We start from the raw sequence: 25584 nt of genomic DNA on the forward strand, positions 1-25584 counted from the left end.
CCAGCTACCGTATGAAGCATCGCCAGAGCATGTTTGTGAGCGAAAGTGTTCAAAATTAATTGGCGTTAACTGTTCAATTCTACTTGACGCTGACACAGTATCAGCGAAATAATTACCACCTGTATTATACCGCATCTTGTTAAACAAAAATGTCTATAATGGCAAAATCCAGTTAAATCTGACTACCCCTTAGCTATTTGCTGGCCAATGAGCGTAATAAATCATCAATGTGGTCATTGATGATGACCAAACGGCTTTTCAGTAATTGCCCCTTCTTGGTCAGAACCAAATTCCCGCCCTGATTCTGGAATAATTTAACTTCAAGATCAGTTTCGAGATAGTGGATATGCTGCGTGACTGCTGGTTTGGATAAGCAAAGTTCTTGAGCCGTCTTTGCATAATCCAAGCAATCAGCTAAAACCAGGAAAGTTTGGTAATGATAATCAATCATAAAATCACCCTTTCGTTTCTTATTGATGACTTACCGGCAAACTAAATCTGAAATCACCTCAAAATGCCTTATTTCAGAAGTGTTTTTACTGAATAGAGGGATAAAGCGTCCTCAAAACACCCTTTTGTCTGAATCAATGGAAATATTTCTTACTTTACTTTACCTGAAGTCAGATAGTAAAGATAAAGCCGCGCGAAAACATCTGAAAGACTGGCACCTTCCAACGCCATCTCTTTCATGAAATCAGACAATTCTTCTTTACTGACGATCAGATTGGCCAGTTTATAATAATCCCCCAAAGGATAGACATAGATGACGTTTTCCGGTGTCTTCCGTCCGAAGGGGTGAAAGAGATTCTTGATCGCAGTTTGGTAGAAGGGATTGTTCTTCCCGGTGCTGAAATTTCTTGCAGCCATTTCCTTGAAATCAGCTAAATGGATCGGGATACTGGCATTTTTCCTGAAAAGAAAAAGGTCTCCGGACCCACTCACCATAGCTTTCTCCAACAGATCTTTTATGGCTGCCTGGTAGCCTGCTTGATAGTCGTCGGTTGTCTGTTCATCGGATTCGGTGCTTGCATCTGCTTCTTTTTTCCTGGCGATAAAGTCAGCGAGGTCTGATTGTTCTATCTGATAGCCTGTTTTTCTGGATTCTTGTACAGCTGGCAAGTCTCCTTGACGAATCCAACGCAAGACCACTTGTCTAGAATTTGTGAAGCCTTCTTTTTCAAGAATGGTGAGTACTTCAGAGACGTTTAACATGTGACTCCCCCTCTCATTTATCTTTACTTTACCATATTTCAAAGTAAAGTAAAGATAAAAAGAAGATAGAGGATTCTAAAAAGATTTTTCTGTCGTTAATAGGCAGCTGTCTATTATGAAGGGGAGAGGGGCAGTCGTAGGTTTTTCAAGGTAACTTTTGTAATTGGTTTTTACCGCCCGCTGGAATACGGACAGGTGAGCAGATTGAAAAATTGCTACTTTCGCGCGTGTTGGAAAAGGAAAAGGAGTGTCCAGAAAATGGTTCATTTCTGGATACTCCTATTTTGGCATGCTTTTTCTCTAAATAATCTGAAATATGTGTCCATAAACCCGTTATAAATTCTATGTCCAATTAATCGCCATGGCTGAAGATAGGGTACAATAAAAAATGGGAGATTTTTTGAAGATTAGATATACACGTGTTACTGCCAGTATACAGAATTTGGATTTACAGGAAGATAGGCTGGAAAAATTTGGCTGTTAGAAAGTTATTACAGGACACACGAGTGGTGAATAGAGTAATCGTCCGGGATTAGAAACAGCGATTGAATTTTTTCATTCAGGGGATACACTCGTTGTGTGGCGATTAGATCGGCTTGGCAGAATATGGGAGACTTGATTACGATCGTCAATCGTTTGAATAATCGTGGCGTTAGCTTTCATAGCTTACAAGAAAAGATTGCGATGGATAAATCAAGTTCGACTGGCCAATTAATGTTCCACTTGTTTGAGGCGTTTGCGGAATTTGAACGAAATCTAATTCTGGAACGATCTGCAACCGGCCGTGCAGCTGCACGGGCACGAGGAAGATTTGGCGGCCGCCCGGAAAAGTTGAGCAAACGTGATTTGGAACTTATGAAGACGTTGATCGATAGAGGGAGGTGACACATACAACCTAATCACTTTTTCGGACCAGAAACAGATCAGATATTGTCAACCATAAAAAAACTGCATGAGACTAAGAGGCACCCCTTCAGTCTCATGCAGTTTTATGCAATCTACTATATTTTCGTAGAGTTCTAGTCTCCGCCAGCAGCGATTTTCGCTTTGTTATAGATAGACACTTTATTTTTCAGTTCTTCTAAAGTGCCTACTTTTTTCCCTTTAGAATAGAACCCATCTGTAATGCCTAACGCTTGGAACACAGCTTGTTTATAGGCGATTTCTGCATTCCATTCAGCTGTGTCGAGAATCTGCAAGGCCTTATGAATTGCTTCACTTCCGGTTGCACCCTTCGCGTTGATCAGTACTCCATGGCTGTCCAATAACAACATGTGTGGCAATGGCAAATCATTCATCTTGATATACCCGCTGGTCAAAGCCGCTAGTTCTTCTGAGCAGTTCGGTTCAAAATCCATAACAGGAACGGGGCCTACTTTTTGTGTAGCTTCAGTCAAGTTAGGCATTGGGAGTCCGGTTGTAGCCCAAAACATTGCATTTGGGGCATGAGCATGAAGAACTGCTTTGATTTCTGGATTAGCATCATAGACAGCCTCATGCATATTAATTTCTCGTGTCAGGCTACCGACACCATCAATAATCCTTCTTGTATGCGGCTCAACGACAAGTACTTGCGCTGGAGAAACTTCTCCGAGATACGCTTCAGACATCATAGTGGGTGTCATGATAATGTATTCTTTCCCATTTTCGTCTGTTGTCTTAAAAGAGAAATTGCCACCTGCTACGTTGGTATTCTTACGCTGGAAAATCACCTTAATAATATTCGCCATGTCTTGTCTTTCTCTTTCAAATATCATACGTCCGTCTGACATTTTTATTCCTCCTTCATCTTAAATAATTTTTTTGATTGCAGCGCGGTTATGGTTGCTTCTCGCACTACTTCGACGTCTTCTATTTTTCTGTTTCGATATTCGTTATACTCTTTAAATAAGATGCGATCCCCTTTGTCGTAGATATACAGGGATAACCCGATCACAAAGATGTTTAGCGCATATATTTTCGTAGAGAGCGCAATCAGGAATAGTGCAAGGGCAAGAAATAGTAATCCCATCCATTTCATTTTTTCGACTTCTTCTTTCTTGTGACGCACGGTCAATCCCCCTCTAATTCTAGACTCTGTCTGTAGGCATCTTCGCAGAAACAGCAACTTTTGAATCTTCTGCGTAACGCTCACTCGGAACTTTCGCATTGTTCATGTATCGATTCAGCAAGAAGAATAACCCTAGGAACACGACACATCCTACAATCGCTAAGACATTCTTATCAAAAGCCTCTGCAAAAAGAATTCGGAACTCGGGACCTTCGATTGAAGACCATGTAATCAATTGCCCTTCTTTGATCCCTTCAACGGCACCCGTTTCCTGAGCCAAGCCACTCAAGACAGGAGCTAAGTAAGTTGCACTGTACAAATAAATCGGCATTGAAAGGACACCTAAAACAAGCATGCGTGCCAAGTTACCACCAGTTAGCAATAATCCACCTACAGCAATGGAATAGTTGATGATTCCCGCTAGCGGCAACACTTCATTTCCAGGTAAAATGATTGAATACCCGATAAAAACAGGAACTAACAAAATTGCTGTAACCCATACTTCTGATCGGCCTGCAAGAATCGGCCAATCCAGTCCGATATATACTTCGCGATCTTTGAATCTTTTCTTGATAAATTCTGACATTGCATCAGCCAATGGCGAGAGAGACTGCATGAACAATTTAGAAATCATTGGGAACAACGCTAAGGCTGTAGCGACTTGGACCGCCAAGTTCAAAGAACCAGAAACTCCATACGCTGCTGCAAACCCAAGACCCAACCCGATGATGAAGCCCATGACCGAGTTTTCAGAGAAGATACCAATTTTTTTCTTTAATGCATTTGTGTCTGCGCGTTTGTTGAAGAATGGAATTTTATCCATTAACATATTAAGTGGCAACAATAACACTGCAGCTGAAGTCATAAAGTGGGTTACGGTAACGAGTGGTATACCTGTCAAATCTTGGATATGTTTTTGGAACATATCTCCTAACTTCAATTCCAACACTACTTGAATAGCAGCAGTAATAAATCCGGCTACAAGACTTCCAGAGACATAGTAAACTAGGTAGGCCGTCAAAGCTTTCCCCCAAACATTCCACATGTCTACGTTTAGTGTCTTAGTTAAATTCAATATCAGCATCACAAAGTTAACACCGATAGTCACAGCGAAAAATACGAACGCATATGCCCAAGACCAAGTAATACTTGCCGCACCGGTCCAACCTAGATCCAGAGCTGGGAGATTAATTCCTGTATTTGTCGCCAGCGCTTCAGATGCCGGACTTACGGCATTGGACATGTACCCTATAACCATTGACATGCCACTAAATGCGATACCCAAAGTCAGCGCCGATACAAATGCCTTTTTAAACTTCATCCCAGATAGTAGTCCTAGCAACAAAATAATGAGCGGTACGAAAACAGCGGAACCTAAACCTAAAATATAGTTAATGACATCTTGAAAGATCTGCATTTCTAAATACCTTCTTTCCAATTTCTTAGTTTATGAACGCCTTTTTATCTCACTAATTCACAAATCTGCGAATAAATACTATCTACACCCATTCCAGTGAGAAAAGGAATCCCTGGGAACACAGCTACACCTAATTCTTGCGCTTTTTCTAGGACATCTTCATCAGGCTGAGCAACATAAACATAGATGCCTGTTGATGGTAACTCATTTTGAATAGACTTATAATCTACTGCATCAACAGGAAAATTGATGCCATCATCCTCAAACATATTTGCAATCTTACTTGCAATGGTTTGACTTGTTGCTACCCCACTACCACACGCCACAATCAATCTTTTTTTCATAATAATTACCTCCTATATAATTAGATATTATTAACAAATAACTGATATACATCTTTTGTCGATACAGTCGATTTATACTGATCCACAAACTTCTTATCCATAAATAAGTTCATGAAAGCTTGCAACAACCCTACTTGCTCCTTACCATTCTTGATACCAAGGAAGAATAGATCTTTGACAGGCATTTCTTGACTGTCACCCATTTGCCGACAGACAACCTCATCCGTCAGACGCGCAACGAAAACGAATGGTTTATTCACGTACTCTGGATCAGAATGCGGCAAAGCAATATTCAGGTGCTGTGTTATCAATCCGGTTGGAAAATTCCTTTCTCTCTCGGTTATACCTTTTAAATAACCAGCATTTACCACTCCCGTTTCCATCAATTTTGCCGCAACCAACTCAAACGCCTCTTCCTCCGTAGCGGCTTGAATATTTAAATCTACCCAATTCGCATCAAACATATCTTTGTAGCTCATTCTCTCACCTCTTATATTTGAACGTTTTTGTTCTACAAAGTTAATCTTAAGTTCGATAAAGTTTAACTTTGTTTTACACGCTTAGTATATACCGCTTCCAAACACTTTGTCAACGGTTTCTTTTTAATTTTCCGATATTATTGATTGACTTTATTTTACTTTGTTATTCTTTTGATGCTTTCTTGTTCTTCTTAATCTTAAAAGAACACCGAGTCACAATTAAAGCACTTTTTTTGTTCGACCTCTTCAAAATACTCAAATATTTCTATTGAAAAAGAAGATGAGTATCTATATAATAAGGTCAAAGCAAAAAGTTCGAACAAAGTAGAACACTTCGGATTAAGAAAGAAGGAACTGTCATGTTGAAAAAAGAACGGCAAAATAAAATACTCGAACTTCTAGAAGAACATTCTTATCTAACAATTGTAGAAATTGCTGATGCATTAGAGGTTTCAGAGATGACTATTCGACGAGACGTAACGGAACTGTCAAAGGAAAACAAACTCAAAAAATTGTATGGCGGTGCAGAAAAGCTTGATTCTCAAAGAAAAGAACTCAGCACCCAAGAAAAAATCCATGCAAATATAGATGAAAAAAAATACATAGGGAAAGTCATGAACGAAATCATCCAGGATAATTCCACTATCTTCGTAGGGGCCGGAACAACTATTCTTTATGCACTTCAATTGATTAATCGGAAAAATCTTTTTTTCATCACCAACAGTCTAATCGCTTTCATGTATTTACGGGAGCATACGGATTATCGAATTATTTTGACTGGTGGAGAGTTCTCCCCTGTTACTGAAGAGTTTGTTGGTGAGGTAGCCATTAAATCCTTCGAAAGTTTGAATATCGATATCGCATTTGCTGCAACTAACGGTATCATCGACAACAATGTCACAACGGCTCAGTTTGTCGAAGGGGCTGTCCAGAATGCTGCACTTGCAAAAGCCAAAATCAAATGTGTTGTTGCCGACAGTTCAAAAATCGGCGTTTCTGATATCTACACTTTTTGTAACTTGAACGACTTTGATTACTTGATTACCGATGAAAAGATTTCTAAAGAGATTTTTGATCATTATAGTCAGTACACTACTATTCTAAAGGAGCATGCAAAATGATTATTACTGTAACGATGAACCCTTCACTAGATCACGCGTACTTCATTGATCACTTTTCCCCGGGCATAGTCAATCGTTTTCAAACGCCCAGAAAATCAATTGGAGGGAAAGGGATAAACGCCGGCAGAGCAGCATCCCTTTCCGGGGCCAAAGTCATTATTTCCGGCTTCCTCGGGGGAGATCTCGGACAAATTGTAGGGCGAGATTTAAAAGATGAAAATTTATTTGAGTTAATGATGCTGCCTGTCTCAGAAGAAACACGTCGCGCCATCACGGTTATGCATGATGGCAATGTTCATACAGAGATTGTTGAAAGCGGTCCCGAGGTTAGCGATGAACAAGCATTCCACTTAATGAATGAAATCAAAGAGAAACTAAATAAAGAAAATGCATCTGTCATAACTATCAATGGTTCCGTCAATTCCAATAACAAACACTTGTACAAGGATCTCCTTAAATATATCCGAACTGAAATCAGCAACGAGATACCGGTTTTAATGGATATTTCTGGGGAGCAGTTATTATCGCTATTGGAAAGCGACGAGTACAAACCTACATTCATCAAACCGAATATCCATGAATTGGGTGAATTGATCGGAAAATCAATTCCATCAAAGGAAGTAGCTATACATGAAATGTCCCATTCTCTTTTCAATGACATTGATTACATCATGGTCTCATGCGGCGCGGAAGGAGCTTTGTTCAAAGCAGGAGACATCTATTATAATGTTGAGATACCTACGATCGACATTATAAATCCTACAGGTTCCGGAGACGCAACGGTAGGTGGATTTGCTTATGCACTCGAAGAAAAATATTCAATTGAAGACACCCTGAAGTACGCAATGGCCTGCGGCATGTCCAATGCTCAGCATGCTGAAGTGGGGGTAATCAATAAACACGATGTAGAACTATTTATGAATCAAATCCAAGTGAAACAGTATAAATTTGAACCCACAAAAGCAATAGGATAAACAATATAGTAACTTACAGTATGATGCTGTACAATTTACTTAAAATAAGATTAATCTCGATTTCTCCAATTCAAAATATTTATCCAGAAAAAACTGCCCTAAAACCAGAAATGAATCACACTGGGTTTAGGGCAGTTTTATTTATTTTTCTATTCTAATTTTTCAGTTGCCACCCTTTTGAAGCGCATCCTGTTTGTGCTCTACCTCCCATTTTCCACCGTATCTTTTCGGATAGTCAGATGGCATCCACCAGTGGGGCGTTGAAAACTTGATAAATAAACACTTCACTATTGAACCTAGTTATAATAATCCGATAATGAATGATACACTACTGGACCAAGGTAGCCCTCTTGTGGCGGGTCAAAGTACTCTTGCTTATGCCGGTCATTTTCTCTACTTCTTTATAGGAATGATTCTTCAGTAGATTCATGGCGAGATTGATTTGTTGCTGGCTGAATTTTTTCGGTCGCCCTTCCCGGAAGTCAGGTTTCTGTTTAGCCAACTCTTTCCCCTCTTGTGTACGTTCTACAATCAAATCACGTTCAAAATCCGCAAAAGCGCTGAAAATCGTGAAGATCAATCTTCCGGTTGACGTATTTTCAATAATTCCTAGATTCAGCACATTGATCCGCACACCCTTCTCAAATAAGAGCTTGATCGTGTTCAATGCGTCTTGTGTACTGCGAGCGAAGCGGTCCAGCTTCGTCACAACCAAAGTATCCCCTGTCTGGATTTCCTGAAGGAGTTTTTGAAATTCGGGACGATCACTTTTTGTTCCGGTAATTTTTTCGAAGTAGACCCGGTCGCAGCGTTCCTCCTCGAGTTGACGCAGCTGCCCTTCCAAATCTTGCTGGCGAGTACTCACCCGTGCGTAACCATATTTCATCTTTTTTTGACCTCACTTTTGACTATAAGTTATGACACCTTTGTATCCCTTGATTTTACTAGAGCAAGGAAGCATAGTCAATACTCTTGAGTTTTGGTGATAGTGTACTAAAATAATTTTGAAAACCTTCATAAACCAAAAACGTCAAAACGCATCTGAAAGATCAAATGCATTTTGACGTTATTGGCTAATTTTATTGTTTCCTGATCGAATCGTGGAAATCTATTTCTTTAAAATCCGCATAGCATTGAGAACGGCTATTACCGTCACGCCGACATCTGCAAAAACCGCTTCCCACATGGTGGCAACCCCGAAAGCTCCCAGAAGGAGGAACAGTCCCTTCACTCCGAGGGCAAAGAAGATATTCTGCCATACAATGCGACGGGTATCCTTGGCCACCAGCATGGCGACCCCAATCTTGGAAGGCTTATCGTCCATAATTACCACGTCAGCCGCCTCAATGGCTGCATCTGACCCCAATCCCCCCATGGCAATCCCAATATCCGAACGGGCTAGAACGGGGGTGTCATTGATTCCATCCCCCACGAAGGCGACTTTCTCATTTTTCTTTTTACGTGAGAGGATTTCTTCGAACTTTGTCACCTTATCTTGCGGCAACAACTCGCTGTAGACCTCTGTAATCCCCAGCTTCTGGGCGATTGCGTCCCCTACTGCTTTCGAGTCGCCAGTCAGCATAATGATATGCTTGATTCCAAGCTCCTTCATGCTGGCGATCGCGGCGGCGGCATCCTCCTTAATGGCATCCGCAATCAAGAGGTACCCAGCATACTTCCCTTCTATCGCCAGGTAAACAATTGTCCCGATTTCGGTTACTTCCTCGAAGTTCACAGAAAACCTTTCCATCAGACGAGCATTCCCAGCCAATATATTTTTTCCATCGATGGTGGCTTCGATACCGTGTCCGGGAATCTCGTTATAGGTGGTAATTCTTTCTTCCTGGATCTCTTTTTTATATTTTTCTTTAATGGAATCCGCGATCGGGTGGGTGGAATGGGCTTCGGCATGCGCAGCCACTTCCAGTAATCCTTCCGCACTGATTCCTTTCTCGGGTTCAATCGCTGTTATCTCGAACTTCCCTTTCGTCAAAGTGCCGGTCTTATCCATCACCACGTACTTCAAGTCATTTAGAGCTTCCAGGTAATTACTTCCTTTCACTAGTATGCCCTTCCGTGAAGAGGCTCCGATTCCGCCGAAAAAACTAATCGGAATGGAGACAACCAGGGCACACGGACAAGAAATAACCAAGAAAATAGCTGCCCGGTAAATCCATTCATCGAAAGTAGCTCCCGGGAGCACCAACGGTGGCACAATGGCCAACAAGAGCGCTGCTACCACGACAACCGGGGTATAGTAGCGAGCAAATTTGGTGATAAATTGCTCGGTCGGTGCCTTTCGTCCACTCGCATTCTCTACCAAATCCAAAATTTTCTTGACGGTTGATTCCGCAAAAGGCTTCTCCACCGCTACTTTCAGAACCCCGTTGCGGTTGATAAAGCCACTCAGGACGGAGTCACCCGGGTTCACGCTACGTGGTACGGATTCCCCGGTCAAGGCGGATGTATCCATGGCGGAAGTCCCTTCCACTACCTTCCCGTCCAACGGCACTTTTTCTCCAGGACGGACAAGTATGAGATCACCCACTTTAATGGTTTCCGGGGCGACCTTCTGGGTACCATTTTCAGTTACCAAATTCGCATAATCAGGACGGATATCCATCAAATCAGCAATTGAGCGACGGGATTTCGAAAGGGCGACATCTTGGAACAGTTCCCCTACCTGATAGAACAACATAACCGCAACGGCTTCCGGATACTCCTGAACATAGAAGGCAGCTAGTGTTGCAATTGTCATCAGGAAGTTCTCATCGAATAGCTGCCCCCGGAAAAGGTTGCGAAAGGCACGCCAAACGATATCATAGCCAACAACCAAATAGGCAATCACAAACAGAGTAACGGAAAGCCATCCTTCCAGTGGCAGGAATATTCCAGCCAGCAGGAGCGTGAACCCGAGTAACAAGCGGATGACGGCCGTCTTTAATTCGTCTTCTTCATCTTTCTCAACTGCTGTTTCAAAATCCATTTGTTGCAAAGCCTCGGAAACAGCCACCGGAGGAGTTTCTGATCGGCTGCTTCCTCCGATTACTGTGCCATCCGCTTTATTCCGCAGGGTTATGCCAGGCTCCAAGGCGTTAACTTTCTGTTTCACCTGAGATAAGACGAGTTCTTCCCTTTCCCCGGTCACCTCGAAGCGCAAGGTTTGGGTCATGTAGTTCACGTTGCTGTTGGCCACACCTGCCACCTTCGCAACGCCTCTTTCTACTTTATTAGCACAATTAGCGCAATCGATCCCATCGAGGATCCATTCGTGTTGTTTCTTGTTCTCGTCCATTGCGTCTCTCCTTATTGAATATTAGTTTGAATGGCTTTCTCTATAATCCCAACAGGGTTTGAATGGTGCCATTTTCCATCATAATATAAATTCCTAATCCAATAAAAACCAGCGAGACTATCACCCGCTGATACTTCTCGATTGTTTCTGATATCAAGGTAATTTTTGATAATCTGTAACTGATATAGCAAAGGATCGCCACAGAGATGGCGAAAACAATTAACGCTACACCAATTTCAATTCCAGCTAGTGATGTAAAGTAAGGGATATAAATACCTAGATTGTCACCACCGGAAGCCACGGTAATCAGGGCTACCGTCCAAAATAATCGGTTTCCCCCTCCTGCTTCCATTTTTTCAAGCACTTCCTCTTCATCTTCATCCTGCTCTCCCTTGAAAGTAATCCGAATTCCTAAGTACAGTGGAATCAATCCCAACAAACCAATAATCCAGTCTTCAGGAATGAGGTTTAAAACATAAGCTGCAAATAAACTGAACGCAACGAGCATTCCCGTTCCCAGGTATTGTCCCCCAACGATTTCCTTCATCTTCCCCTTCGTGCTGCTTTGAGAGAAGATAATCATGAGGATCAGGAGATAATCAATACTGGTAGAAACATAAACCGCAAGGGCAGATATAATTGTTTGTAACATAGGTGCGCTCCCATCTAAGATATAAGTTGCAAGTCTTCTCCCACTCTTAAGACCGAGCGAATAAAAGTCACTATTTCTTCGTTGGCCAGCGAATAGTAGACCATCTTCCCTTCTCTATAGGAGGTGGTTACGCCATTTTTTTTCAAAAACCGCAAATGATGGGAAGTGGTGGCCATACTTGCATCAATAATGGCCGCTAGATCACACACGCACATTTCCTTATAGGTGGCCAGGGCATAAAGAATCTGGACTCTGGAGGTCTCTCCCAGACATTTGCTTAGTACTGATAGGCTCGCAAAATCCTTCCCTTGGAGTTCAGCTATAATATAATTCACCTTTTCCTCATGGACAACCGTGACACTACAAACATCTATGTCCATCTTGTCGATTTTATTCACCCTTCTCCCCCCCTTTTTTATCATTCAAACGTTCATTTGAATGAAGTATATCAGCATTTGCTCCAATTTTCCATAACTATTTTAATTGTTGCCAAGAAGTGAGTGAGGACCTGGTTTCTCTTCAGAGCATCCAGCCTTACTCTGTTGTATTTACTTCGTCGTGTGAGGAGCCGTTCTCTCCAAAATTTCTCGGATTCCTATATCGAAAAATAGCCGTGATTTTGCCAGAAGGCAGATTCACGGCTATTTTTCGATGTAAGCAATTAGATTCCTCGATAATGTTTATAGTTGGATTAGAGAGACCTTAGCAAGCGGAGTCCATTTAGGATCACAACGATTGTACTTCCTTCATGGACAATGACGCTAATCGCGATATCCGTCAAACCTAAAAGGCTAACGGTAACCAGGAGGACCACGACTGCCATGGAGAAGTAGATGTTTTGCCAAATCACTTTGTTCATCTTTTTAGATAATCTGTGGGATTGGACTAGTCTGTCTAGATTGTTTTGCATCAAAACGAGATCCGAGACATCAATCGCAACATCAGTACCCTCTCCCATCGCGATTCCAATATCGGCATTCACGAGGGCTGGGGCATCGTTCACACCATCGCCCACCATGGCGACCACACCTATCAGCTAAGTCTTTAAATTCTAGATAGTGGGTGGGCTTATTCTGAATGATGGCATCAAAGGTGCCATTTAATTAGGCGATAGTTCAGCCTCTGTTACCCATTTATGGTTCCTGACCATTTCTTCCCCTGTGGTAGGCTCAAAGTCAACCATATATACGGTAGTGTCTTCTGCTGATTCTATCGTGGCAGTTGCCCCTTGCATGCCTTCCATATGACTCGCTTCCAACGTAACCTCCGTACCAGGTTCCAGTGGTTCTTCGACATCTTTTGTTTCAGCTATTTCTTCTTGGATAACCCATTGATGGTTGGTTACTCGCGGATCGCCATTAGTTGGATTGAAAGATACTTCGTAAACTGTAGTGTCGAATGCCCCTACAATAGTAGCCTCTGCACCCTGCATTCCTGTCATATGGTCTGAATTGATGGTAACAATGTCCCCTATCCGATATGTTGGATTTTCTGCTGCTAGTAATCCTTCTGGTATTTCTCCAGAATCATCATGCATCATTTCACCCATATTCGAAGTAGAAGCAATACTTTCTATATCTGATGAAATATTTCCCACGGACTCAGAATCTACGTCTCCATCTTGATCAATAGAACATGCGGCCAATAATACTAATGTAGAAAGACCTAGGATACTTTTTATCAATCGGTTTTTATACATGTTTCATTACCCTCCTTTAGGGACTATTATCGAAAGTACTCTACATTACACATTCTGTCTTTCCTTTTTTCAATAGTCAAATAATTAGTCTTATAATCAATTTACCTAGTAAGGGCTATAGGTTCATTTTTAGTAGTCAAGTACAGCACAATCAGATGCATACAATCGGTATCCAAAAAAATGTCGCATTAATTCGTAGCCATTATTTGGGCCCCACTTTTTTATTTAAAAACTATTCCTTCAATTTTTAGATGCTTTAATGGCTTCCTACAAAAAAATCGCTCACTCTTCCGATACAGTATCACTTTCTTTTTTCGAACAACAGTTTTCCTTTTTCTTACCACCTAGCATTGATAGCATCATTCCTCCCATCATAATGGGGCATATAAATGGCGCAATAACTCCTAATATAGTAGCAAGTCCGAGATTATATTTAGCAATAAATGGTATTGATACTATAATCAGTATTGGTAGGCCACAACAAATAATCATATGGATCATATGATGTAATGGACTGTGTTTATGCGTTCCTGATTTCTCTTCTTTACTTTCATGGTGGTGCATAATTTATCCCCTTGCTTTGATTTATTTTATGTTTCTGTTTTTATAATAATATATGAATGTGTTGATTTTATGTAGAAAAAAATCATATCAAAAAGCCAAGATTTGTATATGATCTTGGCTTTTTGATATGAATAGTTCATTTCCGGAATATATTTTTGAGAAAACTCAGTTCGAGCATGAAACTTCAGACTTACCCAACTAACTTTTCAATATTTTCTTCTTTTGTTGGTATTCTTCGTCTGATAATTCTCCTTTTGCATAACGCTGATCAAGGATTTCAAGTGCCTCATCCCGGCCATTTGAAGTTGTGCCAGCATTATTGCCTCCTTGGACTAGCTTCATCACCGCGTATACGATAATAACGATTAAGATTACCAGGATAATCATCATGAAAATTCCCCAACCGCCCATCATGTCATAACCATAATAATTCATCATTTTTCCCACTCCTCTTTCTGTTAATGTTCAGAAATCACTTGTTCCAAATCGCCATGCCAATCATGGTACCAGACTTCTCCGGTAAGGTCATTGACACTGAGCATCCCGATTACTTTGTCGTCTTCCTTGATATGAAAAGTGTAATAACCATAAAATGCGTGCCCCTCACCCGGAACCGAAAAAGCTTCGCCCAACTGACTCTTCACAAAATCATCCGCAATTTTGACTGCTTCTGTTCGGTTCACAGTTGCCGTATCCGTTGCATTCGCATTGTAGCGGAAGGATCCTCCCATCATCATGCTGTATTTCTCATTCCACATCATGTTGGGACCCGGCTCGGGGTAGATCTGTCCCGTATAAGGATTGACCAAGAATTCCATGGCCCCTCTGCCGGTATCTTTCTCTTCCACCGAAACGTAGTAATCCGCATCGGTGAAGACAAAAATATCTGCCACTTGAAGATTATTTCCATAGCCCTTCAAATAATTTTCGACATCCGACAAAATCTGATCCGGCGTCAATTTCTCGCCACTGCTGTTCTGGTTGCTGTTGACTCTGCCACCCATCATGCCGCTGTTGTAAAACCCTTGCGTATAAACGTCTGTTCCCGCATTTTTTGCCAGCAAAAACAACCCGCTGCTGTAAACAATCAATACAGCAAGCGCACCAAACAGGATCACACCCCACACTAATTGATGCTTGTTTTTCATATCCCTGCCTTCTTTCTTCGGTAAGCCTTAAAGCGATTTTGAATCGGCACCTCGTCTTTAGAAAATTGGATAAATTGTGCTTACTGAAATCCATGGCATCAATTACGCCTCTACATTTTTAATTAGTACCCTCACTTACTAAACGCCAATTCTTACTACTTATCCATACTTTGAGGATTTGTTAACCCTAATATACCGGAGCAATGTGTAGATTTAATGGAGTTTTGCTTCTTCATACAGTCTACATAATCACCTAGTATGCTATGACTATGAAATCTAAAAAAAACAATCCAGAAAGAAGGACATAGACTATGCAAACAACTCTATTTATCATTTTAGTACTACTGATTCCTGTTTTGACGATGGTAATCCTAAGTGCAGTTCGTAAACATAATTCTGTTTTAAGCGCAGATGTAAAAAGATTACGGGTAGAAAATGAGGCTTTGAGGAAAGAGCTTCTTAAACGCGGCATCATCGAATATGTTTAACAGTGGTAAAAAAAATAAACCTTAAGGAAAAGCATGCAGACAAAAGTCTCCATGCTTTTTTTTTCGTGATTTCTACCTTTTCATCAGGGCATTCACCCAATAGCTCGTAATCTTGGAGAGCCTAATAGAAAGATTATCTTCTGGATTAGAACGAATCCTCATTAAGAATGAAACTGAAGAACTTCTTGTATCTTTTCGAATACAATGTCGGGCTTTTGTTCGCCATTGACCATAGAAACGATTCCCGCTTCCTGATAGAAACCCGTCAGTGCTTCCATTTCGAGCTCACTCACTTGTAGCCGTCTTTCTATGACTTCTGATTTATCCTCTGACCAAGGCGAATCGATCCTCTTTTCTAATCTTTTCCGTAAGACCTCTTTCCCAACAGCCAGATAGAGGACAACATCCAGCGACAGTCTTTTGCTTTCCAGATATGCTTCTAACGCTTCCGCTTGCTGACGCGTTCGCGGATATCCATCCAAAATGAAACCCTCTTTCATGTCATCCTCTCCCATGCGATCCCAGAGGAGTTTATTGACCAATCTATCGGGGACTAGTTTTCCCATATCCATGAATGTTTTGACTTCTAGACCGATCGGACTACCCATCTCAGCGAAAGATCGGAAGATTTCACCTGTAGAGATATACGGAATCTGATAGGTAACTGCGATTTCCCTCGCTTGGGTTCCCATTCCAGCGCCGGGCATTCCCATTATAATGATATTCATTTTCTAACACTCCTTATCTGCATTATGCCTCTATCGGATCGTACACAACCATTCACTACTAAGATACCGCATGATTGTGTAGGGCGTATGGAGAAACAAAAAAACAAATATTTGCAGTAGTTCTAAAGGCATTAATAGGCCGACAGAACTTTTCCTACTGCTTCTTTAAAAACAATAGGACATCTTCTACTCCATAAAACCCACACAATGAAAAGGTAAACTCAATTCAGCAATATTGGAAAACTACCATCGTGCATTGCTCAGGAAAGATGGTGCGGTGGGACAATTTTTAGTAGTACAGAATCAATCGTGTGAATGATGGAGGGAAAACATATGAAAATTTTGATTGTAGATGACGAGGAAAACATTTTGGAGATTGTAGAGGCGTACTTGGTTGCTAAAAACTACCAAGTAGTCAGAGCCATGGACGGAGAAGAAGCCTTGCGGAAAGCCGAAACCATCCGGCCGGATCTCATCGTCCTGGACCTCATGCTGCCGGATATCTCCGGTCTTGAGGTCTGCCGAAGAATAAGAAAATCCTCCAGCGTCCCTGTGATCATACTGACGGCCAGAACAACGGAACAGGATATCCTGAGCGGACTGCAAATCGGCGCGGACCATTATATGACGAAACCCTTCAGCCCAAAAGAACTTGTGGCCCGAGTACAGACTGTACTGCGGCGCTCACATCCGGAACCCCAAGAGGTGAAATGGTCCTTCGACGGTGGTTTATTGGAAATCTATCCCGATAACAAGCAAGTATTCAAAAAGGGCGTAGAAGTGGGACTAACGCCAACTGAGTACAGGTTGCTGACTCTTCTGGCGTCACATCCTCAGCAGATTTTCCCTAGGCAACAGCTCTTGCAGGTCGTAAAAGGATTAGATTTTGACGGAACAGATCGAGTTATTGATGTCCATATTAAGAACCTGCGACAAAAGATAGAAGATGATGATACGCGAACCCCCTACTATATCCTGACAATCTATGGAGAGGGATACCGATTTGGTGGTCAAAAATGAAGCGAACAATAAAGTGGCAACTTCTCCTTTCCTTCGTTTCGCTTTCTTTTATTCTGGTAGGAGCCTTCAGCTGGATAACCCTGAACTTACTAGAGAGCCACTTTTCTGACTATGTCAGGGAGAGACAGGAGTCAGAGTTGGAAGAATACAGCACTGATTTAGAGAATCTCTATCAACAAAACGGTACCTGGGAAGAAAATTCGCAAGCAATTCAGCGTGTTGGGCGAAATGCTCTCCAACAGGCAGTGATTGTGAAGATATACGACGAGGATGGGCAACTTTTATGGCAGCCGTCTCCTTCTGAGGAAGAAGAGGCGAAGACCCAGATGCAAGACCATCTCCTGCATATGGAGAAAACGGTATGGGATATAGAGAGCGACTACCTACAAACCCGCGTTACCCTCCATGATGGTGCCGAAGAAATTGGAACGCTGGAGGTCCAATCAGTGAGCCCCCACGCTTATACACAACATGACGCTCTCTTCATTTCCGGTATGAAGAGTACCGTGGTTCTGGTGGCTCTTATCTCGCTCCTCATTCCCCTCTTCTTTGCGCTACTGGTGGCCAAAAAGCTTAGTTCTCCTATCGTCACAATCAATGATTTCACCAAGGAAATTGCCAAAGGGCGTTACAGCAGTCTTTCTCTGGAAGAAACAGGAATCCGGGAGATTGATGACCTGCTGGTATCAGTGAATGATCTTTCTTTGCAACTTCAACACCAACAGAAGATCCGAAACCGTTTGTCCTCCGATATTGCCCATGAAATCAGAACGCCTTTGACGACCTTGAAAGGGAATATTGAAGCCATGATAGATGGTGTATGGGAAATATCTGAAGAACGGCTCTATCGTTGTTATGAAGAGATAAGCCGAATTACGCGTCTGATTGGAGAAATCGATCGGATCAACGAACTCGAAAGTCAGGAGTCTCAACTACAGAAAACCACCTTTGATCTTACGGAACTAGCCCAGCAAATCGTGGACAATTTCCAACCCATGCTGGTTGAAAATAAACTCAACTGCTCCGTTAGTGGTGATCGCGTGTTTATTTCTGCGGATCGGGACAAAATTCATCAGGTCTTAACTAATCTGTTGGCAAATGCCATTAAGTTTACCCCTTCGGGAGGAAGAATCGACCTTTACGTTTCGCAAAGTAAAGGCACCACTTCCTTTCGGATAATCGACAACGGACAAGGTATCCCTCCGGAAGAGGTGGGCCAAATATTTGAACGGTTCTATATGGCGGAGCCCTCCCGAAACAGTAAACTAGGGGGGCAAGGAATAGGCCTTTCCATTGTAAAAGGCATTGTGAATGCGCATCAAGGGACTATTTCCGTAGATAGTATTTATGGGAAAGGTACAACATTTACAATCAATCTTCCCAAGGCAAAATAAAATAGGGTTTATAAAAAAGTACTCCAACTAATTAAATAGGGTTGGAGTACTTTTTTCAGTGGTCTATTCTCTTATCGTGCAAGGACATCAATCTCCGCCTCTGTCGGATTATCGGATACAATCTCAATTAGCATGCGGTGGGGTAAGTTTAGACTGGTTTGTCCAAGTGATTGGATCCACCCTGTCCTCACGGCGATTTGCTGGGGGCTGTTATCCGATTTGTCACGAATCCGCTCCCCATCAATTTCGATAATATTATACTTCCCGGGAGCAGGATAGTAGGTGATAAGCCGCTGTTTCTCATTTCCGGTCAGGAGGAAGCGGTCCACTTCCTCGCCGTTGAACGAGATAACTGCATACAGCTTGCTCTTTTCTATGTGCGCAGTTTCAACGGCGAAGATCATTGTCGGTAAAAAAGATAGAACAAACAGAAAAGAGACAATAATGATATCAAAAGGTTTCACCATTCTGCGATACTTTTTAATCATGATTCTCCCCCTTTTTCTCTCGTTTACTCTAACTGTTTTTTTCTCTTCAAGTACTCTGCTTCCGTAATATTATCTCTGGCAAATTCTTTTTGAATCTGTTCCAAAGAGGTCTCATTCGCAATTCGACTATCTGTTCGATCGGAAAGAATCTTGAGAATGAGGTACGCCACCATAAACAGCACTATAATCCAAAGAAACCCCATCAATCTTAAGGATCCCAATCCGTCATGATTCAGCAGATTCCAATAACTCGACATGCCACTCACACTCTTTCCTGTTATCCGTCTTTACTTCAATCTCTTTCTCCTTTGAGGTTCCATCCTTCTAGATAGTAGGTTTTGGGCGGATAATCCCTTCTCCGGTAAATCCAAATACCAATCGCACCCACAAACAAGAGCAAGGACAATCCCTGTGACACCCGCAAGAAATCACCAATCCACAAGCTATCCGTGCGCAGGCCCTCTATGAAGAATCTGCCCGCTGAATACCAGATGATATAGCTGAGGGCCACTTCGCCTTGCCGCAACAACCCCTTGCGGTTTCGCAAGGCAATGATTACGCCAAATCCGAGGAGACTCCATAATGACTCGTAGAGGAAGGTGGGCTGGTAGTACACACCGTTAATTTGCATCTGATCAATGATAAACTTCGGAAGGTACAAGTTCTCCAGAAATGTTCGCGTCACTTCTCCACCATGTGCTTCCTGGTTAGTGAAGTTGCCCCATCGACCGATGGATTGGGCCAAAAGGACATAGGGAGCCAGCACATCCAACATCAAGGCAACGGGAATCCTCTTTTTCTTGGTGTACCAATAGACAGTGAATCCCCCTGCAATCAACCCCCCATAAATGGCAATTCCACCATTCCAGATTTGGACGATTTCGCCCGGATTTTGCAGATAGTACTGCCATTCGAAGAGAATGTAGTAGATTCTGGCTCCAATCAGCCCAATGGGAATCGCCCACATTGTCATATCTGTAACGGTATCTTCTCCTAAGCCTCTTTTCGTGCCCTCCTTGGACGCCAAGGAGATTGCCAATAGCATAGCAGCCCCAATGATAATCCCATACCAGTAGACGGTGAATGGGCCAAATGAGAAAGCTACGCGATCAATTGTTCCTACTATTGTTTCCATACTTTCCTCCTTATAAGAAAAAAACGTTTATTTTATAGTGCTTTTACAATCCCAAGTAAGGTTCTGGGTCAACCTGAACCCCATTCTCATAAACCTCGAAATGCAGGTGGACACCTGTTGAATCCCCCGTTGTTCCCATTATCCCTAATTGTTGTCCTTGGGATACTTTTTGTCCGGGAGCAACCCGAAGGCTGCCCGCTTCCATGTGAGCGTATAAAGTTTGGAGTCCGTTTCCATGGTCGATTTTCACGTAGTAGCCCCATGAATTATGGTACCCGGCTACTAGAACGGTTCCCCCCTGGGCTGCGACAATCGGTCCCGATCCGGCAAAATCCATGCCCGCATGCAATTTCCACTCCCCTGTAAGAGGATGGATTCTGTATCCAAAAGGATCTGTTACAATCCCATTACTCGGACGAATGAAACCAGACGCGGTAACGCTCTTCGCTTCAGGCAGGGTTTCCCCCGCAGAGGCATACTCCACTACCTTGCTTTCTTCGAAGAAGCTTTCAGGAACAATCTCACCCGCCATTGCAACCGCGACCTCTTGTGCAGCCTGTTGTCGTACTACTTCTTCATCAGCGATCCGGCGTTGCTCCTCCTTCAGTTGGTCGGAGAGGGTGCTCACCGTTCCGGCAAGATTCTGTTGCTCCTGATCAATCGCTTCTTTTTGTTCCACCGTAAGATCATACTCTTGGGCTAGCTGCTCGATTTGATTCTCCAGCCCTGCTTTCTGTGTCACCAAATTGGTTTTGGCTACTTGGATTTCCGCACTCAGTATTTCGAGGTTTTCCTGCTCGTCCTCAGCTGCCTGCTTTTTCTCCACCAGATCCATTTTGTCATTTTTCTGCTGGACGAGTATTTCCTTGTTGATGTTCATAATGTAAGTTACTAAGCCTATGTTCCCTATCATTTCCGCAAGGTTCTCCGAGTTGATAACTGCTTCCAGGAGAGTACGTGGATTTGTATCTGTTTGGACGGCTCTGGCTTGCACTTTAAGTTTTTCCCCTCTTAGTTCAATCCGTTCTTCCAGCGTTTCTGCTTCTTTACCCAATTCCTTTATTTTTTCCTCAGAAATCTGCAATTTCCCCTGCTGTTCAACTAATTGTAGGGTGAGCTTGTCGATTTCCTTTTGCAGGGTGATTGTTCCAACCCCAAGTTGCTCTTTCTTTGCCTCCAATGTGTCCAATAGCTCTTGTTGCCCTGAAGAATTCTCATCCAATTCTTGGATTCTGCTTTCCAATTCCGTTTTTTGTTGATTGAGCTCTTCCAGCGTATCAGCTTTCACATCCAAAGGTACCACCAGTAAACTTAAAAGCGTGGGAATTCCTAAAATCCTGAACATCTGCTTTCTATTCATGTATCCTCCTTAAATGTCGGCAAAATTTGCCCCTTTCTTTTGCTTATTTTACTGTACCAAGGAATTATGTAGGTTTTATGGAGTTGTTAATCTCCATAAAACCCACATAGTTTTACTCTATTCTTGTCTTAGAAAGTTATTCTGAATCTTATTCGCTTCACTGATGGAATTGGGTTCTTCGTAATTTTTTAATCTATCGTCCATTTCTTTACTAACGTGTTAGTTGTAGCATTGGCGAAAAAATAAAAGGAGAGTTGAACATGGAATCAATCTTATTTATTGTTTTGATGGTGGCAGGGCACATACTCATGATGTTTGTTATGCCGGGTATGCATGGCGGACATAATCATAAAGGACATGGTCACGCGGATCCCGAATCGGAAGACAAGAAAAAGTTGGAAATTGAAAACAAACGGTTAAAAGAGGAATTGAACGTAGTAAAATCAAAAATAAATCAAAATGAATTGTGAGGGCCATTCCACATTGAAGCAGAAAATTATTCAAATTTCAGGGTTTATTTTCATTACCTTTTTCATCTTATCCCTTTCGGTCGCAGCAACCATCAACTTTACCTTCCTCTACTCGTTTGACATTGGTTACTTGAATATATCGGAATATGTAGACATGCCGAAAGAGCAAATCTTAATGAACTATCGTATTCTGCTAGATTACCTGAATACCCCATGGATAGCGAAACTGGATATGCCGGATTTTCCCAGTTCAGCGCGTGGGCTATTCCACTTTGTTGAAGTAAAAAAACTCTTTGCCTTAGATTACCTAATCCTATTGTTTTCCGGCGTAGGCACGTTTGGATTTGTGCGGTATCTGAATAGGAGACAACAATCTTGGCAGCTCCTGCTCTACTTCCGCCGGGGAACCCTTATTCCCCTTGCTATCCTTTTGGCTCTCCTGGTTAGCTTCGACACGCTGTTCGTGCTTTTCCATCAAGTTTTCTTTAACAATGACGCCTGGCTCTTCAATGCCACTACTGATCCTATTATCTTAGCTTTACCTGCCGAGTTCTTTATGCACAGTTTCCTCTTGGCCTTTGGATTAATCGAAGTCTTCCTAATCCTGGGGTACTTCACTACTAAATATCGAATCTCTGCCCCAAGCCGTTGATTAAAAAGGTTATGGTTCATAAGAAAAGCAGGGCTCTCCATCGAAAGCATGGGAGCCCTGTTTTTATCGAAAATTTATCGATCTATGATTTTCCTTATACAGCATACTGGCTGGTCTGACCCGATTCTGGAAGGGGGTCAAACCAGCCAGTGCTTTTTTCGTTCCTGCTTCGTTTTATTTAGGGTCTAATTTCAAAAGCATGGCATTGATCGCAACAATAACGGTCGATAAGGACATGAGGACGGCGCCGAAGGCCGGACCCAAGGTAATGCCGATAGGAGCAAGGAGGCCAGCAGCAATTGGAATCGCGATAAAATTGTAGCCTGCTCCCCATACCAAGTTTTGTTTCATTTTACGTGTCGTCTTGTTTGCTAACTCGATAAAGGATTCAATATCCCCTGGATCAGACTGAGTAAGGATAATATCCGCAGAATCCAAAGCTACTTGCGTTCCAGCTCCGATTGCAATACCTACGTCTGCCAAGGCAAGGGAAGGTGCGTCATTGACCCCGTCTCCCACCATGATAACCGTCTTGTTTTGGTTTTTCATGGACTCGACCAGCTTGTACTTATCTTCCGGAGATTGATTGGCTTGGTATTGAATACCTAGAACTTCTGCAACTCCTTGTGCAGCTTCCTCGTTATCACCAGTAGCCATGAGTGGTTCAATTCCGTATTTTTTCAGCACCTCGATCAAGTTTCTGCTGGTTTCTTTCAGTTCATCTCCCAATGCGACAGCGCCGATTGCTTCATTATTTTCTACAAGGATACTTAAAGTAGCGCCTTTCGGAATATCCATACGCAATGCTTTTCCGTATGCCTTTTGGCTGATTAATTGATAGTGGTGGCCGTTCGCCTCCCCTTCTATTCCTGCTCCCGAAACGATTTCAATGGAGTCAAAGGAAACTGACTTAATGCCTTTCGCTTCAGCGTGGTTCACAATCGATTGGGCAATCGGGTGACTGGAGCCCGCCTCTATACCCGCCAACAAGCCTGTAATTTCTTCTTCAGAATATTTATCACTCAAAACAGTGACGTCCAACACTTTAAATTCACCAGTTGTTAAAGTACCTGTTTTATCCAATACCATAACATCCGCTTTAGTAGTTAATTCCAAAGCTTCTCTATTTTTAACCAGTAATCCTCGGCTTGCACCCAAACTAGTACTACGTGATACTACCAAGGGAATAGCAAGACCCAAAGCGTGTGGGCAGGCAATAACTAACGTAGTCACAGTAAAGATAACGGCTGTAGGCAGATCCGCAATGATCGTCCAGATTAGTAGGGCGATTAAAGCTACTACAACCGCAATGTAGAACAACCAGCCAGCTACTTTGTGAGCCACATTCTCTGCTCGAGAAGGTTGGCTTTGTGCTTGGCTAATTAATGATTGTACTTGTGAGATAAAGGACTTATCCCCTGTTTCTGTTACTTCTACATATAGGACACCACTACCATTTGTTGATCCACCAATGACTTGATCTTTAACATTCTTTTCGATTGGCTTAGATTCACCTGTTAAGAGGGCCTCGTTTACACGGGATTCTCCGCGAATAATGATACCATCAGCTGGAACATTTTCTCCTGCTTGAACACGGATAACATCTCCAACCTGAAGTTCAGACACAGGACGAGTCTCAATCGAATCGTCTTCTAAAACAACATGAGCGTCTTTTGGCACTAATTCTGCTAGAGCTTTTTGCGCGTCCCCTGCTTCACCCAATGCCTTCATTTCAATCCAGTGTCCTAATAACATGATTAAAAGTAACGTTGCAAACTCAAAGAAGAAGTCCATAACATGTTCTCCGGTCACATATCGAGCGGCCACTGCGTAAACACTATAGGCATAAGAAACCGTTATTCCCAAAGTAATCAAGGACATCATGCCTGGAGTTTTTAAATTAAACTCATCTTTCGCACCCATGTAGAATGGTTTTCCGCCATAAATGTATAGAATTGTTGCCAATACAGCTGCTACAACGTCTGCATAAGGAAAGATAATTTGGAAAGGCAACTGAATATCCATCAAAGGAGTAATGAGTAAGATTGCAATTCCTAATGGGAGTGACTTCAAGAAAATCTCCTTAAAGCTACCGTGATGGTGGTGGGCATGCCCTCCCATTGCGCCATGATCCATTTCACTGTGATCCATCGCACTATGATCCATCTTGCTGTGATCCATCTTGCTGTGATCCATCTGACTATGGTCCATCGCACTATGGTCCATCTTGCTGTGGTCCGTTGGTTTATTCGAACCGTTCTGTTGCTTGTTGTTCATAAACTTATCCTCCTCTTACCTCGATTAAAGAATGAGCCTCAGCTGTTCTCCCTGTTTCTTCATGAAGGATAAAAACTGAGGCTCCCCGGATAGAATCTGAATACAAAAAATTACCTAACTTACAAAATTTTTAAACTACCTTACTCCACTACTGAATACTTTGTGTCCTCTAAAACTGCGACAAATGTTGCTTTATCAATAACAGATCGTGTATTTATAGTAGCTTTTTTGCCTTTCAAATCAACAGACACTGATTCTACTCCCTTTATGGATTCGAATTTTTCTTTTACTCCCTTGGCGCAACCTTCACATTTCATGCCTTCTACGAATACTTCTTGTTTCATAAATTTTTCCTCATTTCTTTTTTTTATTATTAAATTTCTCTTTATCCTTTTTTGAAAGAAATGTTTCAACCGTCAGTCAACTATTAATGAAAACTAAAATGGGGTTGTGTGCAACAGTCGCAATTCTCCGCTTCATTGATCTCCCTTAAAAGATAGGGAATATCGGATAATGCTCCCAGAAACTCATCTTGCTTCGTTTTATTACCTTGAACGAGTGCAATTTTCTTGCTTTCATCAATAGACACGCTCTCCACTGCAGGGAATTTTTTTGTC

28 protein-coding genes and 2 pseudogenes are annotated in these 25584 nt (G+C 42.2%); 8 read left to right on the plus strand and 22 right to left on the minus strand.

Features of this window, described 5'->3' with window-relative positions:
• Positions 1-193: 193 nt before the first annotated feature.
• Together BM184_RS14045 and BM184_RS14050 are read right to left on the minus strand one after the other, a co-directional pair.
• On the minus strand, positions 194-451 hold the full coding sequence (locus BM184_RS14045; RefSeq protein ID WP_086943859.1) for a helix-turn-helix domain-containing protein: 258 nt from the start codon (positions 449-451) through the stop codon (positions 194-196).
• 149 nt (positions 452-600) lie between these two features.
• Positions 601-1212: a helix-turn-helix domain-containing protein gene (locus BM184_RS14050; RefSeq protein ID WP_086943860.1), complete on the minus strand. Its 612-nt coding sequence runs from the start codon at positions 1210-1212 to the stop codon at positions 601-603.
• Between the two features lie 400 nt (positions 1213-1612).
• On the opposite strand from BM184_RS14050, the pseudogene BM184_RS14060 reads away from it, so the two are divergent.
• Positions 1613-2091, plus strand: a pseudogene (locus BM184_RS14060) (recombinase family protein); the annotation flags it as partial.
• Between the two features lie 140 nt (positions 2092-2231).
• On the opposite strand, the gene BM184_RS14065 reads toward BM184_RS14060, so the two are convergent.
• Genes BM184_RS14065 through BM184_RS14085 form a run of 5 tightly spaced genes read right to left on the minus strand, consistent with a single transcriptional unit; the run spans position 2232 to position 5502 of the window.
• Positions 2232-2984 carry a class II aldolase/adducin family protein gene (locus BM184_RS14065; RefSeq protein ID WP_002328095.1) on the minus strand — a complete coding sequence of 251 codons (753 nt, stop codon included), beginning with the start codon at positions 2982-2984 and terminating at the stop codon, positions 2232-2234.
• 2 nt (positions 2985-2986) lie between these two features.
• On the minus strand, positions 2987-3262 hold the full coding sequence (locus BM184_RS14070) for a hypothetical protein (RefSeq protein ID WP_002328094.1): 276 nt from the start codon (positions 3260-3262) through the stop codon (positions 2987-2989).
• Positions 3263-3281: 19 nt separating this feature from the next.
• Positions 3282-4679 (minus strand): PTS galactitol transporter subunit IIC, encoded by a 1398-nt coding sequence (locus BM184_RS14075; RefSeq protein ID WP_086943862.1) that lies wholly within the window; start codon positions 4677-4679, stop codon positions 3282-3284.
• 44 nt (positions 4680-4723) lie between these two features.
• A complete protein-coding gene (locus BM184_RS14080; RefSeq protein WP_086943863.1) occupies positions 4724-5023 on the minus strand; it encodes a PTS sugar transporter subunit IIB in 300 nt (99 codons plus the stop codon).
• A 20-nt stretch (positions 5024-5043) separates the two neighbouring features.
• A complete protein-coding gene (locus BM184_RS14085) occupies positions 5044-5502 on the minus strand; it encodes a PTS sugar transporter subunit IIA (RefSeq protein WP_086943864.1) in 459 nt (152 codons plus the stop codon).
• Positions 5503-5861: 359 nt separating this feature from the next.
• On the opposite strand from BM184_RS14085, the gene BM184_RS14090 reads away from it, so the two are divergent.
• Positions 5862-6623, plus strand: coding sequence for a DeoR/GlpR family DNA-binding transcription regulator (locus BM184_RS14090; protein ID WP_002328090.1), 762 nt, complete (start codon positions 5862-5864; stop codon positions 6621-6623).
• Entirely contained in the window at positions 6620-7597 is a 978-nt protein-coding gene (locus BM184_RS14095; RefSeq protein ID WP_086943865.1) for a 1-phosphofructokinase family hexose kinase, read from the plus strand. Before BM184_RS14090 ends, BM184_RS14095 begins: the two co-directional genes overlap by 4 nt.
• 328 nt (positions 7598-7925) lie before the next feature.
• Here BM184_RS14095 and BM184_RS14100 read toward each other — a convergent pair whose 3' ends face one another.
• The 9 genes and pseudogenes from BM184_RS14100 to BM184_RS14140 form a co-directional block, all read right to left on the minus strand.
• Complete coding sequence (locus tag BM184_RS14100; protein ID WP_086943866.1) at positions 7926-8483, minus strand: recombinase family protein; 558 nt, start codon at positions 8481-8483, stop codon at positions 7926-7928.
• 222 nt (positions 8484-8705) lie between these two features.
• Positions 8706-10892 (minus strand): heavy metal translocating P-type ATPase, encoded by a 2187-nt coding sequence (locus tag BM184_RS14105; protein ID WP_086943867.1) that lies wholly within the window; start codon positions 10890-10892, stop codon positions 8706-8708.
• A 40-nt stretch (positions 10893-10932) separates the two neighbouring features.
• Positions 10933-11544: a CadD family cadmium resistance transporter gene (locus BM184_RS14110; protein WP_086943868.1), complete on the minus strand. Its 612-nt coding sequence runs from the start codon at positions 11542-11544 to the stop codon at positions 10933-10935.
• Between the two features lie 14 nt (positions 11545-11558).
• On the minus strand, positions 11559-11924 hold the full coding sequence (locus BM184_RS14115) for an ArsR/SmtB family transcription factor (protein WP_086943896.1): 366 nt from the start codon (positions 11922-11924) through the stop codon (positions 11559-11561).
• 311 nt (positions 11925-12235) lie between these two features.
• Positions 12236-12565, minus strand: a pseudogene (locus tag BM184_RS14120) (HAD hydrolase family protein); the annotation flags it as partial.
• 78 nt (positions 12566-12643) lie between these two features.
• Positions 12644-13243, minus strand: a complete 600-nt coding sequence (locus BM184_RS14125) for a YdhK family protein (protein WP_086943869.1) — start codon at positions 13241-13243, stop codon at positions 12644-12646.
• A 282-nt stretch (positions 13244-13525) separates the two neighbouring features.
• Positions 13526-13807 (minus strand): hypothetical protein, encoded by a 282-nt coding sequence (locus BM184_RS14130; protein WP_086943870.1) that lies wholly within the window; start codon positions 13805-13807, stop codon positions 13526-13528.
• Positions 13808-14005: 198 nt separating this feature from the next.
• A complete protein-coding gene (locus BM184_RS14135) occupies positions 14006-14245 on the minus strand; it encodes an SHOCT domain-containing protein (protein WP_068561768.1) in 240 nt (79 codons plus the stop codon).
• 20 nt (positions 14246-14265) lie between these two features.
• Positions 14266-14955 carry a hypothetical protein gene (locus BM184_RS14140; protein ID WP_086943871.1) on the minus strand — a complete coding sequence of 230 codons (690 nt, stop codon included), beginning with the start codon at positions 14953-14955 and terminating at the stop codon, positions 14266-14268.
• A gap of 311 nt (positions 14956-15266) precedes the next feature.
• Between BM184_RS14140 and BM184_RS15340 the strand changes: the two genes are divergently transcribed.
• Complete coding sequence (locus BM184_RS15340) at positions 15267-15443, plus strand: hypothetical protein (RefSeq protein ID WP_177208687.1); 177 nt, start codon at positions 15267-15269, stop codon at positions 15441-15443.
• A 161-nt stretch (positions 15444-15604) separates the two neighbouring features.
• Here BM184_RS15340 and BM184_RS14145 read toward each other — a convergent pair whose 3' ends face one another.
• Positions 15605-16171 (minus strand): adenylate kinase, encoded by a 567-nt coding sequence (locus BM184_RS14145; protein WP_086943872.1) that lies wholly within the window; start codon positions 16169-16171, stop codon positions 15605-15607.
• Between the two features lie 333 nt (positions 16172-16504).
• On the opposite strand from BM184_RS14145, the gene BM184_RS14150 reads away from it, so the two are divergent.
• Together BM184_RS14150 and BM184_RS14155 are read left to right on the plus strand one after the other, a co-directional pair.
• Positions 16505-17191, plus strand: a complete 687-nt coding sequence (locus BM184_RS14150) for a response regulator transcription factor (RefSeq protein ID WP_086943873.1) — start codon at positions 16505-16507, stop codon at positions 17189-17191.
• Positions 17188-18585, plus strand: a complete 1398-nt coding sequence (locus tag BM184_RS14155) for a sensor histidine kinase (RefSeq protein WP_086943874.1) — start codon at positions 17188-17190, stop codon at positions 18583-18585. Before BM184_RS14150 ends, BM184_RS14155 begins: the two co-directional genes overlap by 4 nt.
• Positions 18586-18656: 71 nt before the next feature.
• On the opposite strand, the gene BM184_RS14160 is transcribed toward BM184_RS14155, so the two are convergent.
• The 3 genes from BM184_RS14160 to BM184_RS14175 form a co-directional block, all read right to left on the minus strand.
• A complete protein-coding gene (locus BM184_RS14160; RefSeq protein ID WP_370684631.1) occupies positions 18657-19073 on the minus strand; it encodes a NusG domain II-containing protein in 417 nt (138 codons plus the stop codon).
• A 292-nt stretch (positions 19074-19365) separates the two neighbouring features.
• Positions 19366-20208 carry a prolipoprotein diacylglyceryl transferase gene (lgt, locus tag BM184_RS14170; RefSeq protein WP_068624666.1) on the minus strand — a complete coding sequence of 281 codons (843 nt, stop codon included), beginning with the start codon at positions 20206-20208 and terminating at the stop codon, positions 19366-19368.
• A gap of 43 nt (positions 20209-20251) precedes the next feature.
• Positions 20252-21568 carry a M23 family metallopeptidase gene (locus BM184_RS14175; RefSeq protein ID WP_086943876.1) on the minus strand — a complete coding sequence of 439 codons (1317 nt, stop codon included), beginning with the start codon at positions 21566-21568 and terminating at the stop codon, positions 20252-20254.
• Positions 21569-21828: 260 nt separating this feature from the next.
• Here BM184_RS14175 and BM184_RS14180 point away from each other — a divergent pair, with 260 nt between their 5' ends.
• Both BM184_RS14180 and BM184_RS14185 read left to right on the plus strand, forming a co-directional pair.
• Complete coding sequence (locus tag BM184_RS14180) at positions 21829-22038, plus strand: adhesion protein (RefSeq protein ID WP_068561776.1); 210 nt, start codon at positions 21829-21831, stop codon at positions 22036-22038.
• Between the two features lie 13 nt (positions 22039-22051).
• The gene (locus tag BM184_RS14185) at positions 22052-22690 is read left to right on the plus strand and encodes a TIGR01906 family membrane protein (protein ID WP_245830785.1); all 639 of its coding nucleotides are present in this window, start codon (positions 22052-22054) and stop codon (positions 22688-22690) included.
• Between the two features lie 174 nt (positions 22691-22864).
• Here BM184_RS14185 and BM184_RS14190 read toward each other — a convergent pair whose 3' ends face one another.
• A complete protein-coding gene (locus BM184_RS14190; protein WP_086943897.1) occupies positions 22865-24916 on the minus strand; it encodes a heavy metal translocating P-type ATPase in 2052 nt (683 codons plus the stop codon).
• A gap of 191 nt (positions 24917-25107) precedes the next feature.
• Positions 25108-25311 (minus strand): heavy-metal-associated domain-containing protein, encoded by a 204-nt coding sequence (locus BM184_RS14195; protein ID WP_068561777.1) that lies wholly within the window; start codon positions 25309-25311, stop codon positions 25108-25110.
• Between the last annotated feature and the right edge of the window lie 273 nt (positions 25312-25584).

This window comes from Trichococcus pasteurii, from assembly GCF_900112935.1.
GTDB lineage: Bacteria > Bacillota > Bacilli > Lactobacillales > Aerococcaceae > Trichococcus > Trichococcus pasteurii.

Coding starts and splice junctions, on each gene's coding strand:
- BM184_RS14045 (WP_086943859.1), bottom strand. CDS start 451: ATGATTGATTATCATTACCAAACTTTCCTGGTTTTAGCTGATTGCTTG.
- BM184_RS14050 (WP_086943860.1), bottom strand. CDS start 1,212: ATGTTAAACGTCTCTGAAGTACTCACCATTCTTGAAAAAGAAGGCTTC.
- BM184_RS14065 (WP_002328095.1), bottom strand. CDS start 2,984: ATGTCAGACGGACGTATGATATTTGAAAGAGAAAGACAAGACATGGCG.
- BM184_RS14075 (WP_086943862.1), bottom strand. CDS start 4,679: ATGCAGATCTTTCAAGATGTCATTAACTATATTTTAGGTTTAGGTTCC.
- BM184_RS14080 (WP_086943863.1), bottom strand. CDS start 5,023: ATGAAAAAAAGATTGATTGTGGCGTGTGGTAGTGGGGTAGCAACAAGT.
- BM184_RS14085 (WP_086943864.1), bottom strand. CDS start 5,502: ATGAGCTACAAAGATATGTTTGATGCGAATTGGGTAGATTTAAATATT.
- BM184_RS14090 (WP_002328090.1), top strand. CDS start 5,862: ATGTTGAAAAAAGAACGGCAAAATAAAATACTCGAACTTCTAGAAGAA.
- BM184_RS14095 (WP_086943865.1), top strand. CDS start 6,620: ATGATTATTACTGTAACGATGAACCCTTCACTAGATCACGCGTACTTC.
- BM184_RS14100 (WP_086943866.1), bottom strand. CDS start 8,483: ATGAAATATGGTTACGCACGGGTGAGTACTCGCCAGCAAGATTTGGAA.
- BM184_RS14105 (WP_086943867.1), bottom strand. CDS start 10,892: ATGGACGAGAACAAGAAACAACACGAATGGATCCTCGATGGGATCGAT.
- BM184_RS14110 (WP_086943868.1), bottom strand. CDS start 11,544: ATGTTACAAACAATTATATCTGCCCTTGCGGTTTATGTTTCTACCAGT.
- BM184_RS14115 (WP_086943896.1), bottom strand. CDS start 11,924: ATGGACATAGATGTTTGTAGTGTCACGGTTGTCCATGAGGAAAAGGTG.
- BM184_RS14125 (WP_086943869.1), bottom strand. CDS start 13,243: ATGTATAAAAACCGATTGATAAAAAGTATCCTAGGTCTTTCTACATTA.
- BM184_RS14130 (WP_086943870.1), bottom strand. CDS start 13,807: ATGCACCACCATGAAAGTAAAGAAGAGAAATCAGGAACGCATAAACAC.
- BM184_RS14135 (WP_068561768.1), bottom strand. CDS start 14,245: ATGATGAATTATTATGGTTATGACATGATGGGCGGTTGGGGAATTTTC.
- BM184_RS14140 (WP_086943871.1), bottom strand. CDS start 14,955: ATGAAAAACAAGCATCAATTAGTGTGGGGTGTGATCCTGTTTGGTGCG.
- BM184_RS15340 (WP_177208687.1), top strand. CDS start 15,267: ATGCAAACAACTCTATTTATCATTTTAGTACTACTGATTCCTGTTTTG.
- BM184_RS14145 (WP_086943872.1), bottom strand. CDS start 16,171: ATGAATATCATTATAATGGGAATGCCCGGCGCTGGAATGGGAACCCAA.
- BM184_RS14150 (WP_086943873.1), top strand. CDS start 16,505: ATGAAAATTTTGATTGTAGATGACGAGGAAAACATTTTGGAGATTGTA.
- BM184_RS14155 (WP_086943874.1), top strand. CDS start 17,188: ATGAAGCGAACAATAAAGTGGCAACTTCTCCTTTCCTTCGTTTCGCTT.
- BM184_RS14160 (WP_370684631.1), bottom strand. CDS start 19,073: ATGATTAAAAAGTATCGCAGAATGGTGAAACCTTTTGATATCATTATT.
- lgt (WP_068624666.1), bottom strand. CDS start 20,208: ATGGAAACAATAGTAGGAACAATTGATCGCGTAGCTTTCTCATTTGGC.
- BM184_RS14175 (WP_086943876.1), bottom strand. CDS start 21,568: ATGAATAGAAAGCAGATGTTCAGGATTTTAGGAATTCCCACGCTTTTA.
- BM184_RS14180 (WP_068561776.1), top strand. CDS start 21,829: ATGGAATCAATCTTATTTATTGTTTTGATGGTGGCAGGGCACATACTC.
- BM184_RS14190 (WP_086943897.1), bottom strand. CDS start 24,916: ATGGACCATAGTGCGATGGACCATAGTCAGATGGATCACAGCAAGATG.
- BM184_RS14195 (WP_068561777.1), bottom strand. CDS start 25,311: ATGAAACAAGAAGTATTCGTAGAAGGCATGAAATGTGAAGGTTGCGCC.